Source organism: Mycobacterium asiaticum (assembly GCF_001673315.1).
GTDB classification, from domain to species: Bacteria; Actinomycetota; Actinomycetes; order Mycobacteriales; family Mycobacteriaceae; genus Mycobacterium; species Mycobacterium asiaticum_B.
Genome location: NZ_LZLQ01000148.1, coordinates 116,949 through 141,026, shown reverse-complemented (window position 1 = coordinate 141,026; position 24,078 = coordinate 116,949). Strand labels below are relative to the sequence as shown.

The following is a 24,078-nucleotide window of genomic DNA, read 5'->3' as shown; positions in this document are numbered from 1 at the left end:
TTCAAGCGTTCTTGCCGATCATCGAGGCGGTCGGCTAGAGTCAAGACCATAATCAGACACCTGTCCATAATTGCTGATGAGCGCAGCCCCGTTCGTCGGCGGTGAGGATCTATCAATGCCCAGCAGGTACACCACTCTGACCCGTGATCAACTCAGCACTTTGGTCCCGGAACTGCTGCTGATCGGTCAGATGATCGATCGATCCGGAATGGCCTGGTGCATCCAGCAATTCGGCCGCGAGGAAATGCTGCAGATCGCGATTGAAGAGTGGGCGGCTGCCAGCCCGGTGTACACCAGGCGCATGCAGCGGGCGCTGCGGTACGAAGGCATCGACGTGATCACCATTTTCAAGGGGCTGCAACTCGACATCGGCGCTCCACCGCAGTTCATGGACTTCCGCTACACGGTGCGCGACCGTTGGCACGGCGAGTTCCAACTCGACCACTGCGGTGCGCTGTTGGATGTCGAGCCGATGGGCGAGGAGTACGTCCGCGGGATGTGCCATGACATCGAGGATCCGACGTTCGACGCGACAGCGCTGGCCACCAACCGGCGGGCTCAAGTTCGGCCGATCCATCGACCACCGCGAGTGCCTTCTGATCAGCACCCGCACTGTGCGTGGACGGTCATCATTGACGACGCGAATCCCGAAGTGGGTTTCATCCCGGAGTTGGAGATCATCGGCAGCACACATGCCGCCACGGTCGAACTCGACGGCATCGACGACAGCGAACCTGGCATGGCGGACTATTCGGGTCCGCTCTTGTCCGACGTGAATTTTGGGGCGTTCTCCCATTCGGCGCTGTCCCGCATTGCTGACGAAGTCTGCCTGCAGATGCACATGCTCTACTTGTCATTCGCGTTGGCGGTGGGCAAGCGCGCCCGGGACGACACCGCGCTGGCCCGTTCGATCGCGACCAAGCAGCTCATCGGACTCGCCGGGCTGGCCGCCGAACGGATTCACCGCGCACTCGACCTGCCCGGCGGCATCGACGGTGCGTTACGAGTCATGGAGCTGCACCCGCTGTTCAACCCGGCGGTCTACGTGCTTGCCGACTTCGAGGGGGACGAAGTCCACGTGCGTCCGTCGCCCGCGCACGAAGACATGGCGTGGCTCGCGCTAACATCGCCAGACGTGACTGAGCCGCTGCAGGCGATCGCTGCCGCCGTAGACCCGCGGTTGCGCGTCGAAATAGACGGTACCGCAACGGAGTGGACGGCACGTATCTTCGAAACCGACACCGCCGCAAAAGAATTCCCAGAGGTAGCGGTTACCAAGTTCAGCGGAGGCTCGACCTTCGCGTTTCAGCCACGAAAGTCGTTGCCCCTCACGCCGGTTTAGCTCGTCAAGCTTTCGTCAAGACGGTTGGTCCCCGCGACGAAATCGAAACCATACCCCGAATTCTACGAAGCACCGATCACGAAACTGCCCGTGGCACAGCGGATTATGCGACAGACGCGCCCAAAATCAGGTTGACGGCTTCGTCGAGTTGTCCGGCGATCTCCGGATACGGCAGGAACCGTGCGGTCATCAACGCCCCCGCAAAGGTCATCTGCAGCGTCGACTTCACCGCGCGCGGCCAACCCGGACCGAGCGCGGCACCAATGCGGCGCGCGACTTCGTCGGCGATCTCGCTGCGCAACGGGGTGACCGCGGGGTCGTCGGCCATCAAGGCTGCGCCGCATCCCGCAGTCAGTTCGGGCTCGTCGGTAACGATCAGCGCCATGTCCCGCAGCGTCGCACTAACCCTGGTCTTGGTGGTGTCGTTGACGTCGGTGTGCAGCGGCAGTTCGCGAAGTAACCGCAAGTAGACCGCTGCCACCAGAGCGCTTTTCGACGAAAAGTAGGTGTAGGCGCTGGCCGGCGACACCCCGGCGCGCTGAGCCACCGCACGCATTGTCAGGTTCGCGTAGGACGATTCGCGCAGTTCCTCGAGTCCGGCATCAAGCACCTTGCGGATGGTCTGTCCCGGTCGCCGATCCGACCGGCGCGGGACGGCGGCGGTAGGGACCTCTCTAGACACCCGTCCAGTGTAGGAACCGCGCCGCTGTGCGACAAGCGCATCGCGATGGTAGCTGTCATGCGCAATATAGCTTGCTGCAGTTACAGCTCGGCCGCTTCGGCACCTTGCCCGAACATCGGACATCGCCGCCAGCTCCCGACAAAATACAGACATTTGTCCAGAAACTGAAAGAACCGATGGTGCCGGTAACCTTGGCGCTGTGACCGAACAGGACCGGCGCCGGTGGGACGATCGCTACACCCAGGCGGGCCCAGCGCAGGCCGAATCAATCTGCCCGCCCAGTTTCCTTGTGCCACACGTCAATCTGGTGCCGACAGCTGGACGCGCGCTCGATATCGCTTGCGGACCGGGGCTCGCAGCAGTTTGGCTGGCACTTCGCGGACTCAACGTGCACGGGATCGACGTTTCCCCGGTCGCCATCCAGCAGGCGCGAGACTTGGCGCACCGCAACCAGGTTGGCGACCGATGCCGGTTCGACGTCGTCGATCTCGACGAGGGCCTGCCGGCTGATGAACCAGTCGACATGATCCTGTGCAACAAATTTCGCGACCGTCGGCTCTATAGGGCGCTCACCGAGCGTCTCACGCCGGGCGGGCTGCTGGCCATCGCGGTGCGCAGCGAGGTCGGCGCGGCCCCCGGGCAGTTCCGCGCAACACCCGGTGAGCTAATCGCCTCGTTCGCGCTTCTCGAGCCCATCGACAGCGCCGAAGGCGACGGTTTGGCCTGGCTGATCGCGCGCCGCTGACGGCCGCATCGACGCCGCTACCTGGCGCTGCCCTGCGGGCGGGCGGACCGGCGACGGTGCTCGACGCGGTGCGTTGCGCTGCGGGGACGACGCGCTGCCCTGGTACCGGCCGGCCGCCGATGCTGCTGGGGCTGGGTCACCACGGGTGCGGGCGCCTGATAAGGGGCGATCTCACCCACCAGCGCCTGGACGGCGGCTGAGGACGCGGTCACCTGCGCGGGTTTGACCTTGATGCCGGCCTTTCGCAACAAGACCTGAGTTTGCGCCTGCTGCTCGGGGAGCACGACGGTAACGACATCACCCGCGCTGCCCGCGCGGGCCGTGCGACCCGAACGGTGCAGATAGGACTTGTGCTCGCTGGGCGGATCGATATGCACCACCAGTTCGACGTCGTCGACGTGCACGCCGCGCGCGGCGATGTCGGTCGCAACCAATACACGGGCATCGCCTGCGGCGAACCTGGCCAGGTTGCGGTCCCGCGCGGGCTGGGAAAGGTTGCCGTGCAGGTCCACAGACGGCACGCCCGCCTCGGTGAGCTGCTTGGCCAGCTTGCGCGCCTGATGCTTGGTGCGCAGGAACAGAATCCGGCGCCCGGTGCCGGAGGCCAGCCGGTGCACCAGCTCTTTCTTCGCTTCGTTGCTGGCGACGTGGAACACGTAATGGGTCATCTCGGAGACGGGCGAATTGGCTTCGTCCACCGAATGCAGCACCTCGTTGCGCAGGAACCGCTTGACGAGTTTGTCGACACCGTTGTCGAGTGTCGCGGAAAACAACAGCCGCTGCCCGGATGCGGGCGTGGCAGTCAGAATTCGGGTCACTCCGGGCAGAAAGCCGAGGTCGGCCATGTGATCGGCTTCGTCGATGACGGTGATCTGAACGCCATCAAGGCTGATCAGTCGTTGCTTCATCAGATCTTCGAGCCGGCCCGGGCACGCCACTACGATGTCGATTCCGGATTTCAGAGCGGCAACCTGTCGAGTCTGCGATACGCCACCGAAGATGGTCGTCACTTTCAACCCCTGGGCGGCTGCCAACGGCTGCAACGTAGCGGTGATCTGAGTCGCCAATTCGCGGGTTGGTGCAAGCACCAAGCCCGAGGGTCGCGACGGGCGCCGGTCCCGTCGAGAAATCCCGCTGATCAACGGAATTGAGAAGGCGAGCGTCTTGCCGCTGCCGGTTTTGCCCCGTCCCAAGACATCACGTCCGGCCAGCGCATCGGGGAGCGTGGCGATCTGAATCGGAAACGGCTGCATGATGCCAACCGCGTTCAGCGCGGTGACAAGGGTGTCGGATACGCCGAGATCGGCGAAAGTTGTGTTCGTAGTCACTTTTTCGGTGCCTTTCAGGCATCGGTGCGCCCGGTTCGCGGCATCGTTGCGCGAGGGCCGAGCACGAGATGGCGAGATTGCCGGTGGGCAAAATCGATCGCCGCGAGAAGAGCTCGTGCTGCATGCACGAATCATCTGAACTAGTGGATGACTAGGCGTTCCACGACGTTGTTGGCCAATGTGCGCCAACATTGCTGTTCAGCATAGCGCACCAGCTGCCAAAACCATGATGACGTTACGCCGCGGTCCGGTAGTGTAACGCGCATGGAGCGGCGCGTCCTCGAAGCTGTCATCTATGAGCGCGAGCCGCCGATTGCGCGAATCGTGCTGAACCGGGTCGACAAGGCCAATACGAAGGACGCGGTCCTGGTTACCGAGGTCGACACGTGCCTGCGAGAGGCGGACCGCGACAAAGAAATCAAAGTCGTCATCCTGAAGGCCAACGGCAAAGGTTTCTGCGGTGGGCACGTGGCGCGTTGGGGGCCTGACGAGAATCCTTATCCCGACTTCGGCGACACGTTTGAGGACCTGTACAAGGGCACCGCCGATCTGTTCTTGTGGCCGACGCTGTACCTGTGGGAATTTCCCAAACCGACGATCTCCCAAATCCACGGCTACTGTATGGGCGGCGGAATTTACCTCGGGTTGCTGACGGACTTCTGCGTCGCGTCCGAGGACGCGTATTTTCAGATGCCGCTGGCCCAAAGCCTTGGTGAGCCAGGCGGCCACACCATGATCGAGCCCTGGCTGTTGATGAACTGGCACCGCACCATGGACTGGTTGCTGCTGGCGCCGACGCTGTCGGCGCAGCAGGCGCTCGAATGGGGTTTGCTTAACAAAGTGGTGCCCCGGGAAGACCTCGAAGACGTCGTCGAGGAAATGGCACGAAAAATCGCCCAGATTCCGTTGACCACGTTGATGGCGGTGAAAAACAACGTGAAGCGGGCCTGGGAACTGATGGGAATGCGCGTCCACCTTCAGGTCAGCCACATCCTGACCAACATGGTCGGCGCCGCATCCGACGTTCAGGCGCGCCGTACCGAACTCATGCAATCAGGCATGAAGCCTCGGGATTTCATCGACCGCGACGAGTAGCGCGAGCGCAGGCTAACGGCTCATCTCGCCGGCAACCCTGCGGCCCGCCGCATGCCGAGCGGCGACGTAGCCGAACACCATCGAACTCGCGATACTCGCGCCGGCGCCGGGATACGTTCGGCCCATCACCGTGGCGGTGGTGTTGCCGGTCGCGTAAAGCCCCTCGATCACCTGGTCCTGTTCGTCGAGCACCTGTGCGTGTTCGTTGGTGATAACGCCCCCACAGGTGCCCACATCGGCCGGCAGGACTCGAGTCGCGTAGAACGGTGCCCGGTCCAGCGGTCCGATTGCGGCATTGGGCCGGTAACCGGGATCACCCAAGCAGTCGTTGTACGCCGACTGGCCGCGCCCGAAATCGGGATCCAGCCCTTTTGCCGCAAAACCGTTGAAGCGCTGCACAGTCCGGACCAACTCGTCGGCGGGGAGATCGATCTGGTGGGCTAGTTCGCTGAGCGTGTGAGCGCGCTTGACCGCGCCGCTTTCTATCAGTTCGGGCGGCAAGTGCTGGCGGTTGAGCGGGTTGGTGCCTGCAACGTAGCGGCGAACGTACCCGTCGTCGAAGATCATCCAGCAGGGCACGGCCTTGTTGGCGTACATCGCCTTGCCGACTTCGACATAGGAGTTCGACTCGTTGCAGAACCGCCGACCGGTCGAGTCCACGTAGATTGCTCCTGGGCGCTGCCGTCCCGAACCGAGTGATGCGGCGGCCGCTCCGCCGTTGGCGATGAAAACCGAAGGCAACCACCAAGCTTCGTCGAGCAGGTCCGTTTTGGCGCCCAGGCGCATCGCTGCCAGCAGGACTTCGCCGGTGTCGCCGGCGTTGGCGATCGACCACTGCCCGTCGTTGGGTTGATCACCGCTGTACTTGCGGCGCATCTCCGGATTATGGCCAAAACCGCCGGCAGCCAGCAGAACTCCCTTGCGGGCCTCGACATTGACGGCTGCACCGTTCCGGGAGATGCGGACGCCAACGACTCGCCCATCCTCCACGATCAGATCGTCGACAGCCGAGTTGATCCACAGCGGGGGATTACCGTCACTCAGTTGGATCAGCACCTTCAGCATCTGACCGATCAACGACGCGCCGTTGGTCAAGAGGTGTCGCCGCGCAACCCGCGCCGCCCTGGTCCGCGCGAATACCTTGGCCGCCACCGCGAACGTGCGCGGTGACCGGTTGTAGTACTGAACCGAGCGCAACTCATTGGTGAGCACGGCGTACCCATAGTTCTTCGCCAGCGACGGTTGCACCTTGTCGTGCCAGGCGCCGAGTTCGGCGGCGTCGAAAGGAATTCCCTCGACCGCCCGACCGGACTCGTTGCCGCCCTTGTGATTAGGGTAATAGTCACTCCAACCGGCGCAGCGGATCAACCGAACCCCTTTGCGCACCAGGAAGTTGATCATTTCGTAGCCGGCCGTTAAGAACATCTCCCGACGCGCGGGGGAGGAGGGCGCACCGATGTCACCGACCACGTCGGCCAGATAGGCGAGGCCGTCCTCATGCGAATCGGCGATGCCGTCCGCTCGCATCAGCGGATTGTTCGGCAGCCAGACGATACCGCCGGACAGCCCGGTCGACCCGCCGACCAGGGCCAGCTTCTCTACTACCAGTGGTTCGATGCCCGCGTCCAGCGCCGCCAGACCGGCCACCATGCCGCCCCCGCCGCTGCCCGCGATCACCAGGTCGACCGAGTGATCCCAGGCGGTGCTCATCGTGCCACCTCGGGTGCGGTGAGGCCGAGATCCGCGATGGGCACATCGATGGTGGTGTTGGTCTTCTGGATTGCCGGCACCAATACTTCATGCGGCAGGTCGGCCAGGAATCCGTCGATGACGCGCTCGAAGTTGGAGATCAGCCCCTCGATCCGGCTGGAGAGTCTCATGTATTCGAACCCCTTTGAGTGCAGGCCTTGTTGCTGCCGCGGCAGGTTGGAGAAGTCCTGGGCGGGGATCGGTGGCCAGCGCGGGTCGTCGGGTGCCATGGGTTCCGGCGGTGTCGGTTTCCCGGTGTCCTGGTCGGGCGGAATACGGGTGAGCGACCAGATCTCGAACAAGGTCTCCTCTGGACCGAGCGGCCGGATCCGGTACGACGACGCGCTGCTGTACTGCGGCAGCAGGAAATAATGGGGGAAGCAGAAGCCGATCGCGTCGACGATGCCCCGGCGTTGCAGTTCGTTCAGATCGGGGATATCGCAACCTCTGGCCCGATGCCAGCGCACGACCGCGTCGTTGAGGGTCGATTTCCACACCGCCATCGCCTCGGCCGGGTCGGCCGGTAACTCGATGTTCTGCAGGCCCTCGGCTATCCGGATGTCGTTCTCGTGCGTCATGCCGGCCATGCCTTCACCGAGCGTCCGCATGAAATACAGGCTGGTTTGGATCAACCCGGGCTGTTGCGAGGTAGCCGGTTGCGAGGAGGGGAGCAACTGCGGATGTGTCTGCGGGACGTGGTAACCCTCCATAAACGCGGCGGTAGCCAATTTCCAGTTCACCGGCAGCCGGCACGACTGCCACCATTCGGTGCGCAGCGATTCGACCTTCCAGGCGTCGTAGATCGTCGCGAACGGCTCGAAGCAGTCACGCAGACCGGGCGCGCTCTCGTCGAAATTGATCCACGCACAGCCGCCCCAGAGTTCGCACCGCACCGAAACGAGGGCCAGGTCCTCGGGTTCGAGGTTCTCTTCGTCGAACGCATCGGCCCGCAGCACGAAGGTGTTGCGTCCGTCGATGCCCCAGCACCAACCGTGGAAGGGGCACACGAAGGTCCGGCGAGACCCGCTGCCTTCCACCAACTTCACCCCGCGATGCCGACAGGCGTTGTGGTAAGCCCGCACGTTTACGGAGTCCAGTCGCACCACAATGACTGACTGGTCCAGGATTTCGTACTCGACGAAGTCGCCCGGTTTGGGGATTTCCTCGAGCCGGCACGCCATCTGCCACACCCGGGGCCAGAATTTCTCGTTCTCGAGCGCGTAGAACTCGGGGTCGTAGTACCGCTGCTTGGGGATACGGTCAGCGGTCTGCACCGCCCACGGCACCGGAAGCGGCGACCAGTTGACGTCGGTGCGCATCGGGTTCACCTCGTTCATAGGATCCGAGACATCCGTCCCTGCCAATACTTTTCGCGAATGCGCCTTTTATAGAGCTTGCCGTTGGGGTCCCGCGGCAGCTCCGGGTCGAAGTCGATGGTGCGAGGGCACTTGTAGGTCGCCAGGTGTGCCCGGCAGTAGTCGATGAGCTCGGTCTCCAGATCGGTACCGGGGTTCACGCCGGGCGCCGGTTGCGCCACGGCCTTCACCTCTTCGCCGTACTCGTCGTTCGGTACGCCGAACACCGCTGCGTCGACGAGGTTGGGGTGCATGACCAACAGGTTCTCCACCTCTTGCGGGTAGATGTTGACCCCTCCGGAGACGATCATGAACGTGGATCGATCGGTCAGGTACAAGTATCCGTCTTCGTCGACACGGCCCACGTCACCCAGTGTGCGCCAACCCCGTTCGTTGTAAACCGAGGCGGTCTTGGCTGGGTCCTTGAAGTACTCGAAGTCCGGGCCACCTTCGAAGTACAACTCGCCGGATTCACCGACGGGCAGCTCCCTACCGTCCTCTCCGACGACGTGCACGGCGGTCAGCGGGATGCCGACCGAACCCGGGTGCGCCAGCCACTCGTCGGGACCGATCGTGGTGCCCGCGAAACCCTCTGTACCTCCGTAGTATTCGTGAATGATCGGCCCGAACCACTCCATCATCTGATGCTTGACGGCGACTGGGCAGGGAGCGGCCGCGTGAATCACGCACCGCAGGCTCGATACGTCATACTTGTCCCGCACCGCAGCGGGCAGCTTCAGCATCCGCACAAACATGGTCGGCACAAACTGGGCGTGCGTCACCCGGTGGGTCTCGATCAGCTGTAACACAGTGTCGGCGTCGAACTTGGGCACCAGGATCGACGCGGCCCCGACCCGATTGACCGCCATCGTGTAGTTCACGCCGGCCGCGTGATACAGCGGTGCGGGGGACAGGTACACGCTGGACGCGTCCATGCCGTACTTGTGGATCAGCGCCATCTCCAGCACTGCCTGCGCCCATGACCCCTTACCGTCGCTCGGCAGCGGGCGTCGCACCGCTTTGGGCCTGCCCGTGGTACCCGACGAGTAGAGCATTTCCGACCCGTCCGCCAGGTCTGGCGGCTGGCCGGCCGTGGCCAGCGCCTCCTCGTATCCCTGCCAACCCGGCCGGTCGCCACCGACCACAACGTGGACGACGACGCGGGCGTTGGCACGCCGGACATGTTGCGCCAGTTCTGGCATCGACGCGTCCACGAATACCGCCTTGGCGTCTGAGTCGTCGATGACGTACGCGACTTCCTCGGGCGTGAAATGGGTGTTGACCGCGGTGTAGTAGAGCCCGGAAAGCTGGCAGCCCCAGGTGATTTCGAGGAACTCCGGCCGGTTCGGCAAAATCAGCGCGACACCGTCGCCACGCCGCAGCCCCGCGCCGTGCAACGCCGCCGCGACCCGTTGGCTTCGGGCATAGAGCTTGGCGAACGAGATCGGGCCGCCGTCGACGAGCAAGGCCGGTGAGTCCGGCGCTGTTCTCGCGTGGTCGGCGATGTTCACGGACGAAACTCGGCAGATTAAGCGGTGGGGGAGCCGTCGGTGGTCGCGGCCGCTGCAGCCTGGCGCCGGGCCTGCTCGGACGGTAACACCTTGTCCTTGAAGACGGTTTGAATCAGCTGCTGTACATCCTTGCTGATCGAGGCGAGCGCGACGAGGTCGTTGGAACTCTGCCAGTGCACCCGCATGCCCATCAGCTCCCAGGCTCGTTTCAGGTTGGCCTTGGTAAGCATCAGCGTCGTCAGGGGCGCCTGGGCGATGTGGCGGGCGATTGCGTCCACACGGTCGTCCAGGTCCTCCCGCTTGACCACCTCGTTCACCAGGCCCACCTCCAGCGCCTTCTTGGCGTCGATCACCTCGGCGGTGAACAGATAGTAGGCCGCACGGCGCCAGTTCATGAAAACCCAAGGTTCGATGGAACATTCACCGGAAGGCATGCCGAACCCTTGCAGGGGCGGGTAGGAGAAGTAGGCGTCCTCGGAAGCGATGACGATGTCGGTGGTCAGGCCCATATGCGTACCACCGCCCACGCAGTAGCCGTGCACCTGCGCGATCGTGGGCTTGGAGAACTCCCACAGATTCAGGGTTGGTTTGACGAAGAGATCCGACTGCGCCTTCCACGGGTGGCCTGTCACCATGGCGTTCTCCACGAACGCCGGATAATCAACGGCGTTATTGCCGATAGCGTGGCCCGAGCAGAAGCCCTTGCCATTGGCTTTCAAGACAAGCACTTTGATGTCGTAGTCACGGTCCGCGTCGAGCAGCGCGGCATCGACCTCTTCGGCCAGCTTCTGGTCTTGGGCGTTGGCCTTCTCCGGCCAGTTGAGGGTGATCTTTGCGACGGGGCCGTCTTTTTGGTAGATGATTCGCTCGCGGGTCTCGTTGAGATCCATGGCTGTGCCTTTCCGTTAGGAGGTGATGACGCCGATTTGAGCGCCGATGTCGTAGGTCGTACCGGTCCGGGCCGTCCACTGCACGGTGCCCGAAGCGCCGGCTTCGATTTCCTGTTCCACCTTCTCGGTGGCGATCACGTAGATCGGGGTGCCCTCTTCGACGTAGTCGCCGCCGGCCACGAGCAGTTCGGTCAGTTCGGCCTCGGACACCGCCACCGATACCCGAGGAATCCGAATGATGAAGTCAGCCACCAGCGTTCACCCGGCCCGTGACATCCAGCGCGCGTTGCGCGGCTGCCACGACGCGTGCTGGTGACGGGTATACCTGGGCTTCGAGGGCGGCCGCAGCCGGGCTGGGCACGAACCTGGCGCCCACCCGCTGCACGGGGGCGGCCAATTCCCCGAACAGCTCGGCTTGCAGGATCGCGGCGATCTCGGCTCCCGGGCCGGCGAACTGGACCGCGTCGTGCACAACCACAGCCCGCCTGGTGCGTGAAACAGACTCAACGAGGGTCTCGACATCGAGGGGGACCAGAGTGCGCATATCGAGGACCTCTGCGCTGACGCCCTGTTCCTGCAGGGTGGCCGCTGCGGCAAACGCGTCATGCACGGCACGGCCGTAGCTGATCAGCGTGATATCCGTGCCGGGACGCTTGATCTCGGCCTGCCCCAACGGAATTGCGAAACCCGGTTCGACCGGGACGGGGCCTTTCCGGCTTTGCAACCGAATGGTCTCGACGAACAGGCATGGATCCGGATCGAAGATCGCCGAGGTCAGTAGCCCTTTACCGTCACGCGGGGTGGACGGCACGACGACCTTCATCCCGGGAATGTGCATGAACCACGCCTCCAGAGACTGCGAGTGGGTCGCGCCGGTCGCCAGGCCTGCGTACACCTGCGTGCGGATGGTGATCGGTGCCGACGTCCGCCCAGCGGTCATGAAGCGCAGTTTGGCGGCATTGTTGATCAACTGGTCGGCGGCAATTCCGATGAAGTCCATGATCATGATCTCGGCCACCGGCAGCAGACCGTCTATCGCGGCGCCGATGGCCGCACCGAGAATGGCGGCCTCCGAGATCGGCGTGTCCAGCACCCGGTCGTGTCCATACTTCGTCGACAACCCCGCGGTGGGTCCGGTTGCCCCGGGATCGGCGATGTCCTCACCGAGCAGGAACACTCGGTCGTCGGCTTCCAGCGCCTGATCCAGCGCGAGGTTCAGTGCCTCGCGCATGGTCATTTCTTTCTCGTCCGGCATTGCGGAATTCCTTAGCCCGGGAACTTAATTGGAGTCGCGTACACGTCCCGCTCGAGCTCCTCGGCCGACGGTGAGTCGGCGCCGAGCACCGTACGCAACGCCTCCTCGACGGCGGCCGCCGCATCGGCATCGATGCGATCGAGTTCTGCGTCGGTACAGATGCCCGCATCGGCAAGCTTTGCCCGGAACCGCGGCACCGGGTCTGCCGCGAGCGCATCGGAAAGTTGCTCCTTGGGGATGTAAGGCATCCGGTCGCCGAAGTAATGGCCCCGGAAGCGGAACGTCACGCATTCGATGAACGTGGGGCCGCCACCTTCGCGCGCTCGGGTCAGCGCCTCAGCCAGCACGGATTTCACCGCCAGAGGGTCGTTGCCGTCGACGCGAACCCCAGGCATGCCGTACCCGGCAGCACGGTCGACCACCTGTTTTATCTTCATAGTGTCCGACGTCGGCGTCATCTCTGCGTACAGGTTGTTCTGACAGACAAAGACCAGCGGCAGGTCCCATAACGCGGCCATGTTGGCGGCCTCGTGGAAGGAACCCGTGTTGGTGGCGCCGTCACCGAAGCTGACCACCGTAGCCCGGTCCAGCCCTTTGCGTTTGCCGGACATCGCCAAGCCGACGGCCACCGGCGGTCCGGCTCCCACGATGCCGGTCGACAACATGACACCCTTGTCGGGGTTGGCGATATGCATGGTGCCGCCCTTGCCGCGGCCCGCGCCCACGGTGCGACCCATCATCTCGCCGTAGATCTCTTCGAGCGGTACTCCCTTGCCGATCAGGTCGTGCAATCCCCGGTAGGTCGTCACCAGTTGATCGTCGGACCGCAGTGTGGCGCCCATCGCCGCCGCGATGGCTTCCTGTCCGCGTGATGGCCAGTACACGCACATGAACTCACCGGTCGCGATGCCCTTGGACAGCCGGTCGTCGGCCACCTTCATCAGCACCATGAGCTCGTAGAGACGTCGCTCTGCCGCCGCTACCGGCGGAGTTCCGTGCGGGTCAGCCGATTCGGCCCTCATGATCCCGACCACGGTTTGACCTTGAGGAATCCGCCGGCATCTACCCTCAGCTGCTGACCCGTGACATACCGGGCGGCGTCCGAAGCCAGGAACAGCACGGCCTCGCTGATGTCTTCGGGTTCCACGTAGGGCACCGGCATCGCCTGGACCAAGGGGAAAATCGGTTCGGCGTCCGCACGCGTGGGGTTGGGCAAGTCCGGCCGGAACGCCCGATACATGGGCGCGCTGTGCAGCATGTCGGTGTTGACATTGGTGGGATGTATCGCGTTCATCCGGATGGAGAACGGCGCAAGAGCCCGGGCGAAGTCGTTAACATAGTGCGACGCAGCGATTTTGGCGAACGCATACCCGGCGCCGCCGGGACCGCCGTCAATGCCGGTGGTGTTCATCGACGACATGAACGCGGCGTTGGACCCGATGACGATGACGGACGCGCCGGCCTCGAGATGCTTCAGACTGCTGTGCACCAGATTGAGCACGCCGACCAAGTCGACGTCCACGGCGTCGGCGAACGCCTGCGGCGGGAGGCCGGCGGTCAACGGACAGATGCCCGCGTTGGCGATGACGACATCGAGGCGACCGAACTCTGCGACCCCGTCGTCCAGGGCGCTGGATAAAGCGGCACGGTCCCGGACGTCGACAATCGCCGAGAAGACCCGTTGGCCTTCCTTCTCCACCAGTCGGGTGGTCTCTTCCAGATCTTCGGGCCGGGCCAGGGGATACTCGTTGGTCTCGATGTCTTCACACAGGTCCAGGGCGATGATGTCGGCACCCTCGGCCGCCAGCATTCGGGCGTGGGACCTACCCTGACCCCGCGCCGCCCCGCTGATGACCGCCACCTTGCCGGCTACCCGGCCCGCTGATCGGCTCAACCTACGCCCCCTACCTCGGTCCCGGCTTCAGCGATTTATGTTGGGAAACAACGTTATTCGCGGTCATTCGCGATCAGACCAATGGTCGGCTCCATAGCATCTCTTCCACGAGCAACCGTCCGGATGTCCCAGCGCGTGGCTACAGTCGCGCTCTCAATATGCCTTACACTAGCTAGAATATCTAAAATAGCAAGAAATGACCCGCGGGACCGAAAGGGTGGGCGATGACGGGCATGCTCAGCGGCGTTCGAGTGGTCGAGTTGGCGTCCTGGACATACGTTCCGTCCGCCGGAGTCGCTCTCTCTGACTGGGGCGCCGACGTCATCAAGGTGGAGGGTGTCACCTCGGGCGACCCCGGTCGGGCGTTGGTCGTGGGCGGTTTCACCCGCGAAGCGGCGCGTGCCGACACTGATTTCATCCTGGAACTCAGCAACCGGGGCAAGCGCAGCATTGCAATCGACATCAAGACCGACACCGGCCGGCAGTTATTTGGCAGGCTGCTCGCATCCGCAGACGTGTTCTTGACCAATTGGCTGCCGGGGGCCCTGGAGCGGGCACGGCTGACGGTCGATGATCTCCGCTCGTTCAACCCCGATATCATCATTGCGCGGGGGACCGGCCTCGGCGTGCGAGGTCCAGACCGCGATCGGGGCGGCTTCGATGCCGCCACTTACCTGGCCCGCGGCGGAGTGGCGTACACCCTGACCCCGTTCGGTACCGAGAACCCCGCAGTCCAGGGCCCCGCGTTCGGCGACCTGCAGGGTGGTGCGACATTGGCCGGCGGGGTCTGCGCCGCACTGTTTCACCGGGAGCGGACCGGAGAGCCGAGCATCGTCGACTCATCATTACTGGCACAGGCGATGTGGGCGATCGCGCCGTCGATCTCGGTGGCCGACCTGTTCGATATCGACGGAATACCGGGCGCTCCACCCGGATTGGCCATCAATCCCCTGGTTGCCAGGTATAAGACCAAGGACGACAGGTGGATTCAGCTCGTCTTTCTGCAACCGGACAAATTCTGGGCCGGATTCTGCGAGCGCATGGGGCTCGCCGAACTGGCCGACGACGAACGTTTCGTTCCCTCGGCCAATTTGATCGCCAACGCCGCCGAGGCAACAGCCATCTTCGCCAACGCGTTTGCCGGCCACGATCTCGCCCACTGGCGTCAGGTGTTGGCCGACGAGCCGGGCGTGTGGGGCGCCCTGGCGACACCGAAAGAAACCCTCAACGACCCGCAGGTCGAACCTAACGGATACGTGATCACCAACGTCGACGACAAAGGCGAGAAATACCGGACCGTGGCCGCTCCCGTGCAATTCGACGAAACCCCGCCCGGCCCAACGCGCGCCCCCGAGCACGGCCAGCACACCGAGGAGATCCTGCTCGAGCTCGGTATCGAATGGGACGACATCGCCCAGGCGAAAGACGTGCAAGCCATTCTGTGAACCGCACCGATGCCGCCAGAACGAGGCAGCGGACCGGCCTGAAGTCGCCGACCAGGGCATTCTGCACAATCTTGCGCGAGTCCGGACGGCAAATTGCATAGTCAGCGACCGCATCGCCTCTGAATACGCATGAATACGCGGCAACGCTGAATTCTTCAGTAAGGTGACGGCGTGCATGCGGGCGGTGAGACGGAGCGGGTCAGGCTGGATCCACAGGGTCGGCTGCAGCGCTACGAGCGTGCCTTCGCCGACCTCGACGCCCCGTTCGCGTTTCTGGATCTGGATGCGATGTGGACCAACGCCACGCAAATGCTCTACCGCGCGGGTGACAAACCGATCCGGGTCGCGTCGAAGTCGTTGCGGTGCAGAGCCATACAACGCGAGATACTCGACTCGAATGAGCGCTTTCACGGGCTGATGACGTTCACCCTGCGCGAGACACTGTGGCTGGCCGGCCACGGCTTCGAGAAACTCCTGCTCGCCTACCCGTCCACCGACCGGGCGGCCTTACGCGACCTTGGTGAGCTGACCGCCGAAAACCCCGACGGCGCACCGATTGTCATGGTGGACAGCGTCGAACATCTCGACCTGATCGAGAGCGCCACCGACCAGCCCGTGCGGTTGTGTCTGGATCTGGATGCCGGCTACTGGGCGGCCGGCGGTCGCCTGAAGATCGGACCGAAGCGTTCGCCGTTGCACACACCCGAGCAGGCGCACGCATTTGCGGTCGAAATCGCCAGGCGCCCGGCGTTGCGGCTGGTCGCCTTGATGTCTTACGAGGGCCACATCGCCGGATTCGGCGACAAGGTCCCGGGCAAGCGTGCGCAGAACCTCTTCGTCGGATGGATGCAGCGCCAGTCGATCGCCGAGTTGCGCGAACGCCGTGCCCGCGCTGTGGAACTCGTACGCGAGGTGGCCGACCTGCAGATCGTCAATGCCGGCGGCACCGGTGATCTGCAACTGGTTGCCCAAGAATCGGCCATGACCGAGGCCACCGCCGGTTCGGGGTTCTACGCTCCGACGCTGTTCGACACCTATTCGTCGTTCACCTTGCAGCCGGCGGCAATTTTCGCATTGCCGGTGACACGTCGGCCCGACGAACAGACGGCGACCGCCCTCGGTGGTGGCTATCTGGCCAGCGGTGTCGGCGCCAAAGACCGCATGCCCACGCCCTACCTGCCGACCGGGCTGAAGCTGAGCGCAATGGAGGGGACCGGTGAGGTGCAGACCCCGGTGACCGGTGCCGCCGCCCGGCGGTTGAAGGTCGGCGACAAGGTCTATTTCCGCCACACCAAAGCGGGCGAACTTTGTGAACGGTTCGACCGTCTGCATCTGGTGCGCGGCGACGCGATCGTCGACACGGTACCCACTTACCGGGGCGAGGGGTGCACATTCCTTTGATTACTGAACGACGGAAGATCACTCAACGACGGACGATTACTGAACGACGGAAGATTGCCACCCGACGGGAAAATTGCCTCTCGACGGAAGCCTGTTACACGGGACGGAAGCTGGTGCGATGAACGCTAACTGGAACAACTGGGCCGGGGACCAGATCTGCGCACCCTCAGCTATCAAGCGACCGACGTCCGAGGCCGAGCTGGTCGAGATCGTGGCGCGGGCCGCGCAAAAGGGTGAACGGGTGCGCGCGGTGGGCACCGGGCACTCGTTTACCGACTGCGCCTGCACGGACGGCGTCATGATCGACATGGCCGGTCTGCAGCGAATCATCGATATCGACAAAGTGAATGGGCTGGCGACCATCGAGGGGGGAGCCAAACTGCATTCGCTTTTGGCTGAGCTGGCAACGCACGGGTTCGGCATCGAGAACCAGGGCGATATCGACAAACAATCGATCACCGGGGCCACCGCGACGGCAACGCACGGTACCGGTGCACAGTTCAAAAACATTTCAGCACAGATTGTTTCGGCGCGGCTGGTCACCGCCGACGGCGACGTGCTGAACGTGTCCGAAGGTTCTGGCCAAGACGACTATCTGGCCGCTCGCGTCTCGCTCGGTGCCCTGGGTGTGATCTCACAGGTGACGCTCAAGGTGGTGCCGCTGTTCACGTTGCACCGCAAAGACGAATTGCGCCCCCTGATCACCACACTCGAATGTCTCGACGCCGACGTTGACGCGAACGACCACTACGAGTTTTTCGTTTTCCCCTACGGGGATACGGCACTGGTACGCACGACCCGGCGCAGCAACGAAGAACCCCAGCCCGGCCCGGTATGGAAGAAAAGGCTGGGTGAAGAAGTCGAAAACGCCGGCCTGAACGTCATCTGCCGCACCGGCCGGCGATTCCCCAGAACTGCCCCGCGACTGAACCGCCTGATGACAAGTCTGATGTCGCCCTCGACAGTGCAGGACCACGGCTGGAAGGTGTACGCCAACGAGCGCAACGTCAAATTCACCGAGATGGAGTACGCGATCCCGCGGGCATATGCCCGCGAAGCGGTGCAACGAGTCATCGAACTGGTACGGCGCCGCAAGCTGCCGATCATGTATCCCCTCGAGGTGCGCTTCAGCGCTGCAGACGACGCCTTCCTGTCGACCGCGCACGCCCGCGAGACCTGCTACATCGCGGTGCACCAGTTCATCGGGATGGAATACGAGAACTACTTCCGCGCGGTAGAAGAAATCATGAACGAGTATGCGGGGCGGCCGCATTGGGGCAAGCGCCACTATCAATCTGCGGCCACGCTTCGGGAGCGCTATCCGGAATGGAAGCGCTTCATCGCCGTTCGCGACCGCCTCGACCCCAACCGTGTCTTTCTCAACGACTACACCCGGCGCGTCCTGGGGAACTGACGGCTGCGTCAACCGGATTTGTTTGGTATCGGCCGACTTACGGGTGCATATCGATATGGGCTGTCCTCTGGCGCAATTGCCCGGGCGCACAAATCATGGCACGGTGCGCAGATTGCGGCGCACCCCCAGTGCGATGTCTTCATCCGCAAGACGTTTTTCCACTGGTGGGCATATCGGTAGGGGGTACGAAAGGTATGACTGCAAGCTGGGCTCCTACCCAGATCTCATGTGATCCGAACTCGGGCCGAATCCTCGACACTGCACGGGGCATCCTCATCGGCCTGCGGCGGTGCCGTTCAGCGGTGGCATTCGACGAGTTGCACAGTGCCGCCCAACGACACCGGGTACCGGTCTATGCGATGGCATGGGCCTTGGTGCACCTGGCCGGGTCGGGTGAGCAGACACCCAGCTTCATCGAGGCGCAGTCCGCTGCGCGGCACGAGTGGGGCAAACTGTTCGCGCATTCTGCGGTTTAGCTCGCTGAGGCATCGTCGGCCGCGGCAGAGGGAAGTGCCGTGGCCGACGGTTCAGCGTGCTGTCCAGGCCGGCGATTCGGCGGCGGTGCGCAGCGCCGAGACGATCCGTTGCTCTTTCTGCAGGAATCGGTCGGTAGGTGCGGGCACCGAGATGGCGATCACGTGGTCGCCAATTGATCGACGCGCGATGGCAGCCGCGGAGATTCCGGGTGTGTGCTCGTCACGGTCGAAAGCAATTCCGGTGGAACGGATCTCGTCAATTTCGCGGCGCAGGGTTTCCGCGTCCCGAGGGCTCAACTGGGACAACGCGACGTCAGCGTCCTCGTCGTCGAGCACGGCCAGCGCCGCCTTTCCGTTCGCCGTTCCAATCAACGGAAAGCGCACCCCCACAGCAGAAACCGCGCGTAGCCGGTGGGCGGATTCGATTTGGTCGATGAACCACATTCGCTGACCCCGCAACACCGACAGGTCCACTGTTTCGTCGGTATCCGCCGAGACGCGCTCGATAGTCGGCCGAAACACGGCAGCCAGGTGCGCACCGGTGCCGCTGCCGAATCCCAGCAACCGTTCGCCGAGGGAATAGCGGCCGTTGGCATCCACGCTGACCAGGCCCACTTCGACCAATCCGACGAGGAGCCGCCGTGCGGTGGACTTGGCCAGACCCAAGCGCTCCCCGAGGTCGACCAAGCGCAGCAGTCCCGGCTCGGCAGCGATCTCGTCCAGGGCGGCCGCAGCGCGGCGCAACACCTGGATGCCTTCGTCGCGATTCGCCGATTTCTTTCGTTCCGTCGGGGCCACAATTCCAATATAGTGTTCCGCATAGCGGTCTGTGAATGACCGCATTACGAATCAAGGAGGCGTAGATGAGTGCTCTGCCCGCAGGGCGGCATTTCTTCCGGAGTGACGACGGCTATGAGGAAGCGCGCCGCAGCACGGTATGGAACCAGCGCGTACCCGAGCGCTATCCCGAGGTGATCGTTCAGGCCACCGACATCGACGACATCGTCAGCGCCCTCCGATACGCAAGGGCACACCAGCTCAGCGTGAACGTCCGTTCCGGCGGGCACAGCTGGGCAGCCAATCATCTGCGCGACGGCGCCCTGTTGCTCGACGTCCACCGCATCGATCACGCCGACATCGACACCGAGAAGGGGATTGCGGTCGTAGGTCCGGGCAAGGGCGGCAGCATCCTGATGGCCGAACTCGAGGCGCAGAATTTGTTCTTCCCGGCCGGCCACTGCAAAGGGGTCTGCGTCGGCGGATATCTGCTGCAAGGCGGCTACGGTTGGAACAGCCGCGTCTACGGCCTGGCTTGCGAGAACGTCCTCGGCTTGGATGTGGTCACCGCCGACGGCGAGCGCATTCATTGCGACGCCGACAATCATCCGGACCTCTACTGGGCCGCCCGGGGTGCCGGACCGGGCTTCTTCGGCGTGGTTACCTCTTTTTACCTCAAGCTCTTTCCGCGTCCGGCGGCCTGCGGCACCAGTGTGTACGTCTACCCGATCGACTATGCCGACGAGATCTACACCTGGGCCCGCAATGTCAGCGCCGAAGTGGACCGCCGGGTCGAGATGCAGATTGTGGCGGGCCGAAGTGTGCCCAGCATGGGGATTGAGACGCCGTCCATCACGTTCGCCTCACCGGCATTCGCCGATTCTGAGAAGGAGGCCGAAGAGGCTCTCGCCATCTTCGGCACCGTCCCGGTGCTGGACAAGGCGCTCGTCTCGGTTCCTTATATGCCGACCGACATGCCTACCTGGTACTCCGCCGTGATGACGAATTACCTAGAGGACTACCGCTACACCGCCGACAACATGTGGACCTCGGCCTCCGCCGAGGAGTTGCTGCCCGGAGTCCGCAACATCATCGACACGATCCCCGACCACCCGTCGCACTTCCTATGGCTGAACTGGGGACCGTCACCACAGCGTCCGGACATGGCGTACAGCATCGAAGATGAGGTCTACCTGGCGTTGTACGGAGCGTGGAAAGATCCCGACGACGATGCCAAGCACGGCGATTGGGCTCGGTCGAACATGGCCGCCATGTCTCATCTGGCCACCGGTATCCAGCTGGCCGACGAAAACCTCGGACAGCGGCCGGCGCGGTTCGCCAGCGATGCCGCCATGGCCAAATTGGACCGAGTTCGGGCCGAGTATGACCCCGACGGTGTCTTCAACAGCTGGATGGGGCGACTCTGATGAAGACTGAGCTCTATCTCGGCTACCGCGGTGACGACGCCGACACGCCCTGGGGCACGTACTTCAAACCCGAAATGGCTGCGCTGCCAAGGCATGTCGTTCAAGCCCTGGAGCACGGCACCCAGGCCGAGCCGGCTCTGCTGGCATTCGTCGACGCGGCGAGCGTCGCCGACGAGGGCTACCAGCAGACCGAGAACGGCTTCGGAGTACTTGCCGACGGCGGTTATCAGGTTTCGGTCCGAACGGACATGCCCGGCGTCACGCCGGCGATGTGGTCGTGGTGGTTCGGCTGGCACGGCAGCGACAGCCGTCGCTACAAACTCTGGCATCCGCGAGCACATCTGTCCGCCGCCTGGAAGGACGGTGATGACGCCGGGCGAACCGGGGCGCAACGCTACATCGGGCGCTGCTCGATGATCAACGAGTACATCGGTTCGTCAATGCTCAGTGCCGCAATCCAATTCGTGGAACCGGCTGTCATGGGATTGCCGCCCGATTCGGCCGACGCCATAGCCGTCTGTGCGCGGCTGGGCTCCGGCGACGCGCCCGTGGACGTCGGTTGGTTCATTCATCACGTCCGCTCGACACCCGGCGGATCCGAGATGCGGTCACGGTTCTGGATGGGTGGCTCGCACATAGCTGTTCGCAGGGCTCCGGGAGTTGCATCGAAGGCGGTGCGACCCATCGCGTCCCGGATCCTCGGCGACGCGGAATCCAGCGGACGCAATTTGCTGGTGCACTGTGCCCAGGAAATGAACCACCTGGCCGGCTTCTTGCCGGAGCTCTACGAGAGATTCGGGGAGCGCGACGTCGCCTGAGCCGAAACCCCTGCTGTGCGGGCCGTCAGACCGGAGTCGGCGGAAGGCCACCCATCGACACGATGAATGCCTCGACGGCGGTGGCCTGCTCGAAGCCCTCGACCTCGACCCGCCACTCATAGATGCCCGGATCAAGCGGGATGCCGCCCGGGATATTAAGGGTCAGGGGCATGCGGACCGCGGTGCCATGGATGGCCCCCGGAAGGCGGCCGGCCTCGGCGGCCGCTTCGAACAGAATTCGCTGCGGGCCCTGAGGCCCTGGCACCGTCACCGGTTGCCCGTCTGTGTCCAGCAATTGACAAGTGAGCTTGTGCTGCTTGTTGGTCTCGTCCCAGTCGATGTCCAGAAACATCACCAAAGCGAAAGGCGGCGTGGGTGTTTGGCACTGGCGCCAACCCAGCCCCAGCGTGTGCACCTTTCCCGACTGGGCATCGGCCTGGGCTGCGTCGGCGAGAAAGAGACTGACTTTCATGCGACGGCCGGCGTCTGGGTCGACACTGCCGGTGTCACCGCGAGTTGCTGCCCTGCGACTGCTGCCGTCACGAGATCCACGTCCTGTTCCGTATGCGATTGGAGTCGCCGCCGACCTCGACTCTTCGAGCGAGTCTGAATCTGTCGGCCCGATAATACTGCGCCGCCTTATTCGGCAGGAGGCAGCTCGCGTGGTCCCTCGGGTGGCCGCAATTCGCGCGGACCCTCCCGCCCGACCAACTCGCGCCGGTGCGCGTGTTGCGAGCCGACCGACAAGCCGGCCAGATCGCGCGCCGGGACGTGACCCAGCGATTGCCGCTCCCGGTATTCGCCGACCTGCTCGTACTCGGCCGAAGGATGCGGGTGCGCCGCAGGCCCCCGCGAGGAGTCGACGCGGTGCGAGCCGACCGCGCTCGGACGGTCCTCGGACACCGGTTGCGGCGCGTGCTGCGGGGCGCCGCCGTCTGAGCTCTCGGAACCCACCGTGACCTTGCGCGTGCGTTTGAGTGAGAACGCGATCTCCTCGACCTCTTCGAACACCTGCCGAGCGGAGCGCAGCGGTTGAGTCGTGTTGTCGATCACCCGCGCGACAAATGGTGGGACCAGCGGCCGAATCCACCGGGCCGCAGCTTTGGTGGCATCTGGGATCGACGGGATCATCGGGGCGCGCTCCTCACTGTGCTCGGGTTCCTCGTAGCGCTCGATCGTTGGCGCGACCTCCTCGACGGTTGCCGGCAAGTGCTGTGGGAGCTCCGGGATGGAGTCGGTGTCCCGTTCTGCGGCAGGCAGTTCGGCGATTGCACGGCTGGCCGCCTCCGCCTCGGCGGCGATCGGCAAGTACATATCTTCCTCCAAGTCTTCCTCCAGGGGCTCGAAGGTACGCTCCGCTGCTGCCCGCACCGGCGCATCGAGGGCTTCCATGACTCGACGGCGCTGTTGTTCGCGGTCGATCTCGATCTGGGCTTCGATGGCGAGGCGGGTCTGGGTGAGTTGATGCTCGGCCCACATGATTTCGGCGGTGCGCCGGACCTCGGCACGCTTTATCGCGATTGCGGTTTCGGCTTCCAGCTCGGCACGTTCGCGGTCGGTACGCGCCGACTCGTGCCGATCATCGCTGGTCTCGCCGCGCCACCTGCGCTGTAACAGCGGCAGCAGATACAGCAGCGCAAAGAACCCGACCGTCATGATCCGCAAAACCAGCGCACCGGGGTTGGCCAGGGTGAGCTCATTCATGGCGACCCAGCGCGCGCCCAGACCGTGGCCGGCGTCGGCGACGGCAACGTCCCGCGCGGTGGCAACCGCGCGTTCGTCCCGGGTCACCGCGGCATCGAGATCAGGTGCCTGCCGGTCACGGGCCACCAAGGCGTTGTCCAGCTCCCGCTGCGCGTCGGCCAGCAGCTCGTTCGCGGTGCGGGCCTCGGGGCCACGGCCCGGAACACCCGTGATACGGGTCTGCGGGCACGCCGGCGACGGGTTGTATTCGCACCGCGCCACCACCAGGGCAGCATCCAGGTGGCCGCGCGCCTGCTCCACCGAGTGGTCCAGTGCTGCGCGCGCCTGCCGGGCCTGCTGCAGGACGGTCTGCGCTTGTGCGACCGCCGGTTGCGAGTCCGCGGTGCGCAAGGCCTGTTCCCCCAGCCGGTGGTCGATCGCGCCGGAGAAAACGACCAGGGCGGCAAGCTCGCCGACCAGCACACCCATCGCGACGCCGACAGCAGCGCGGCCCGCCGTGCCGAGTGGGCCCTGTTCCTGACCGCTGGCGATGCCGCGCGTGACGGCGCCGACCAGTAAGCCGACCAAGAGGCCGAAAACCAGAGTCAGCCCGGTGACTGCCCAAATCGGCACCGACGCCCCGACTGCCGACTGGACCGCCAGAGCGGCGACCAGCCACGCCAGCACGCTCCCAAGCACCACCACGGCAGGCGCGATCATCGAACGTCGCTCAAGTGTTTCGTGCGCGCGCATGAGACTAATCCACCTCCAATTGCTCTCCAGCGTGGCAG

The 24,078-nt window shown here is 64.2% G+C and carries 22 protein-coding genes; 9 read left to right on the top strand and 13 right to left on the bottom strand.

Annotated features, from left to right (window positions below):
- The first annotated feature begins 115 nt into the window (after positions 1-115).
- Positions 116-1,342, top strand: a complete 1,227-nt coding sequence (locus A5636_RS24250) for a hypothetical protein (protein WP_065161205.1) — start codon at positions 116-118, stop codon at positions 1,340-1,342.
- Positions 1,343-1,445: 103 nt separating this feature from the next.
- Here the strand turns inward: A5636_RS24250 and A5636_RS24245 are convergent, their stop codons facing one another.
- Complete coding sequence (locus A5636_RS24245) at positions 1,446-2,024, bottom strand: TetR/AcrR family transcriptional regulator (RefSeq protein ID WP_065161174.1); 579 nt, start codon at positions 2,022-2,024, stop codon at positions 1,446-1,448.
- A 199-nt stretch (positions 2,025-2,223) separates the two neighbouring features.
- Here A5636_RS24245 and A5636_RS24240 point away from each other — a divergent pair, with 199 nt between their 5' ends.
- Positions 2,224-2,769, top strand: coding sequence for a class I SAM-dependent methyltransferase (locus A5636_RS24240; RefSeq protein ID WP_065161173.1), 546 nt, complete (start codon positions 2,224-2,226; stop codon positions 2,767-2,769).
- 17 nt (positions 2,770-2,786) lie between these two features.
- Here A5636_RS24240 and A5636_RS24235 read toward each other — a convergent pair whose 3' ends face one another.
- Positions 2,787-4,097: a DEAD/DEAH box helicase gene (locus A5636_RS24235; protein WP_065161172.1), complete on the bottom strand. Its 1,311-nt coding sequence runs from the start codon at positions 4,095-4,097 to the stop codon at positions 2,787-2,789.
- A 264-nt stretch (positions 4,098-4,361) separates the two neighbouring features.
- Here A5636_RS24235 and A5636_RS24230 point away from each other — a divergent pair, with 264 nt between their 5' ends.
- Positions 4,362-5,192, top strand: a complete 831-nt coding sequence (locus tag A5636_RS24230; RefSeq protein ID WP_065161171.1) for an enoyl-CoA hydratase-related protein — start codon at positions 4,362-4,364, stop codon at positions 5,190-5,192.
- Positions 5,193-5,204: 12 nt separating this feature from the next.
- Here A5636_RS24230 and A5636_RS24225 read toward each other — a convergent pair whose 3' ends face one another.
- The 8 genes from A5636_RS24225 to A5636_RS24190 are packed head-to-tail and all read right to left on the bottom strand — an operon-like array spanning position 5,205 to position 13,813.
- Entirely contained in the window at positions 5,205-6,902 is a 1,698-nt protein-coding gene (locus tag A5636_RS24225) for an FAD-binding protein (protein WP_065161170.1), read from the bottom strand.
- Positions 6,899-8,260, bottom strand: a complete 1,362-nt coding sequence (locus A5636_RS24220; protein WP_065161204.1) for an aromatic ring-hydroxylating oxygenase subunit alpha — start codon at positions 8,258-8,260, stop codon at positions 6,899-6,901. Before A5636_RS24220 ends, A5636_RS24225 begins: the two co-directional genes overlap by 4 nt.
- Positions 8,261-8,274: 14 nt before the next feature.
- The gene (locus A5636_RS24215) at positions 8,275-9,807 is read right to left on the bottom strand and encodes an acyl-CoA synthetase (RefSeq protein ID WP_065161169.1); all 1,533 of its coding nucleotides are present in this window, start codon (positions 9,805-9,807) and stop codon (positions 8,275-8,277) included.
- 17 nt (positions 9,808-9,824) lie between these two features.
- Positions 9,825-10,697: an enoyl-CoA hydratase-related protein gene (locus tag A5636_RS24210; RefSeq protein WP_065161168.1), complete on the bottom strand. Its 873-nt coding sequence runs from the start codon at positions 10,695-10,697 to the stop codon at positions 9,825-9,827.
- 15 nt (positions 10,698-10,712) lie between these two features.
- The gene (locus A5636_RS24205) at positions 10,713-10,949 is read right to left on the bottom strand and encodes a lipoyl domain-containing protein (RefSeq protein WP_065161167.1); all 237 of its coding nucleotides are present in this window, start codon (positions 10,947-10,949) and stop codon (positions 10,713-10,715) included.
- The gene (locus A5636_RS24200) at positions 10,942-11,952 is read right to left on the bottom strand and encodes an alpha-ketoacid dehydrogenase subunit beta (protein ID WP_065161166.1); all 1,011 of its coding nucleotides are present in this window, start codon (positions 11,950-11,952) and stop codon (positions 10,942-10,944) included. The genes A5636_RS24205 and A5636_RS24200 overlap by 8 nt, the downstream gene beginning before the upstream one ends.
- Before the next feature lie 11 nt (positions 11,953-11,963).
- The gene (locus A5636_RS24195) at positions 11,964-12,974 is read right to left on the bottom strand and encodes a thiamine pyrophosphate-dependent dehydrogenase E1 component subunit alpha (protein ID WP_065161203.1); all 1,011 of its coding nucleotides are present in this window, start codon (positions 12,972-12,974) and stop codon (positions 11,964-11,966) included.
- Complete coding sequence (locus A5636_RS24190) at positions 12,971-13,813, bottom strand: mycofactocin-coupled SDR family oxidoreductase (protein ID WP_065161165.1); 843 nt, start codon at positions 13,811-13,813, stop codon at positions 12,971-12,973. Before A5636_RS24190 ends, A5636_RS24195 begins: the two co-directional genes overlap by 4 nt.
- Positions 13,814-14,070: 257 nt before the next feature.
- Between A5636_RS24190 and A5636_RS24185 the strand changes: the two genes are divergently transcribed.
- The 4 genes from A5636_RS24185 to A5636_RS24170 all read left to right on the top strand — a co-directional run bounded on the left by A5636_RS24185 (position 14,071) and on the right by A5636_RS24170 (position 18,582).
- Positions 14,071-15,291 carry a CaiB/BaiF CoA transferase family protein gene (locus A5636_RS24185; protein WP_065161164.1) on the top strand — a complete coding sequence of 407 codons (1,221 nt, stop codon included), beginning with the start codon at positions 14,071-14,073 and terminating at the stop codon, positions 15,289-15,291.
- Positions 15,292-15,462: 171 nt separating this feature from the next.
- A complete protein-coding gene (locus A5636_RS24180) occupies positions 15,463-16,692 on the top strand; it encodes an amino acid deaminase/aldolase (RefSeq protein WP_065161163.1) in 1,230 nt (409 codons plus the stop codon).
- Between the two features lie 118 nt (positions 16,693-16,810).
- Positions 16,811-18,106, top strand: a complete 1,296-nt coding sequence (locus A5636_RS24175; protein WP_065161162.1) for a D-arabinono-1,4-lactone oxidase — start codon at positions 16,811-16,813, stop codon at positions 18,104-18,106.
- Between the two features lie 194 nt (positions 18,107-18,300).
- Positions 18,301-18,582, top strand: coding sequence for an ANTAR domain-containing protein (locus A5636_RS24170; RefSeq protein ID WP_065161161.1), 282 nt, complete (start codon positions 18,301-18,303; stop codon positions 18,580-18,582).
- 51 nt (positions 18,583-18,633) lie between these two features.
- Here A5636_RS24170 and A5636_RS24165 read toward each other — a convergent pair whose 3' ends face one another.
- On the bottom strand, positions 18,634-19,380 hold the full coding sequence (locus tag A5636_RS24165) for an IclR family transcriptional regulator (protein WP_065161202.1): 747 nt from the start codon (positions 19,378-19,380) through the stop codon (positions 18,634-18,636).
- A gap of 65 nt (positions 19,381-19,445) precedes the next feature.
- Between A5636_RS24165 and A5636_RS24160 the strand changes: the two genes are divergently transcribed.
- Both A5636_RS24160 and A5636_RS24155 read left to right on the top strand, forming a co-directional pair.
- The gene (locus A5636_RS24160; protein WP_065161160.1) at positions 19,446-20,786 is read left to right on the top strand and encodes an FAD-binding oxidoreductase; all 1,341 of its coding nucleotides are present in this window, start codon (positions 19,446-19,448) and stop codon (positions 20,784-20,786) included.
- Entirely contained in the window at positions 20,786-21,604 is an 819-nt protein-coding gene (locus A5636_RS24155) for a DAPG hydrolase family protein (protein WP_065161159.1), read from the top strand. Before A5636_RS24160 ends, A5636_RS24155 begins: the two co-directional genes overlap by 1 nt.
- 25 nt (positions 21,605-21,629) lie before the next feature.
- Here the strand turns inward: A5636_RS24155 and A5636_RS24150 are convergent, their stop codons facing one another.
- Entirely contained in the window at positions 21,630-22,076 is a 447-nt protein-coding gene (locus A5636_RS24150; RefSeq protein ID WP_065161158.1) for a DUF6941 family protein, read from the bottom strand.
- A 167-nt stretch (positions 22,077-22,243) separates the two neighbouring features.
- The gene (locus tag A5636_RS24145) at positions 22,244-24,040 is read right to left on the bottom strand and encodes a DUF4407 domain-containing protein (RefSeq protein ID WP_081287974.1); all 1,797 of its coding nucleotides are present in this window, start codon (positions 24,038-24,040) and stop codon (positions 22,244-22,246) included.
- Positions 24,041-24,078: the final 38 nt, after the last annotated feature.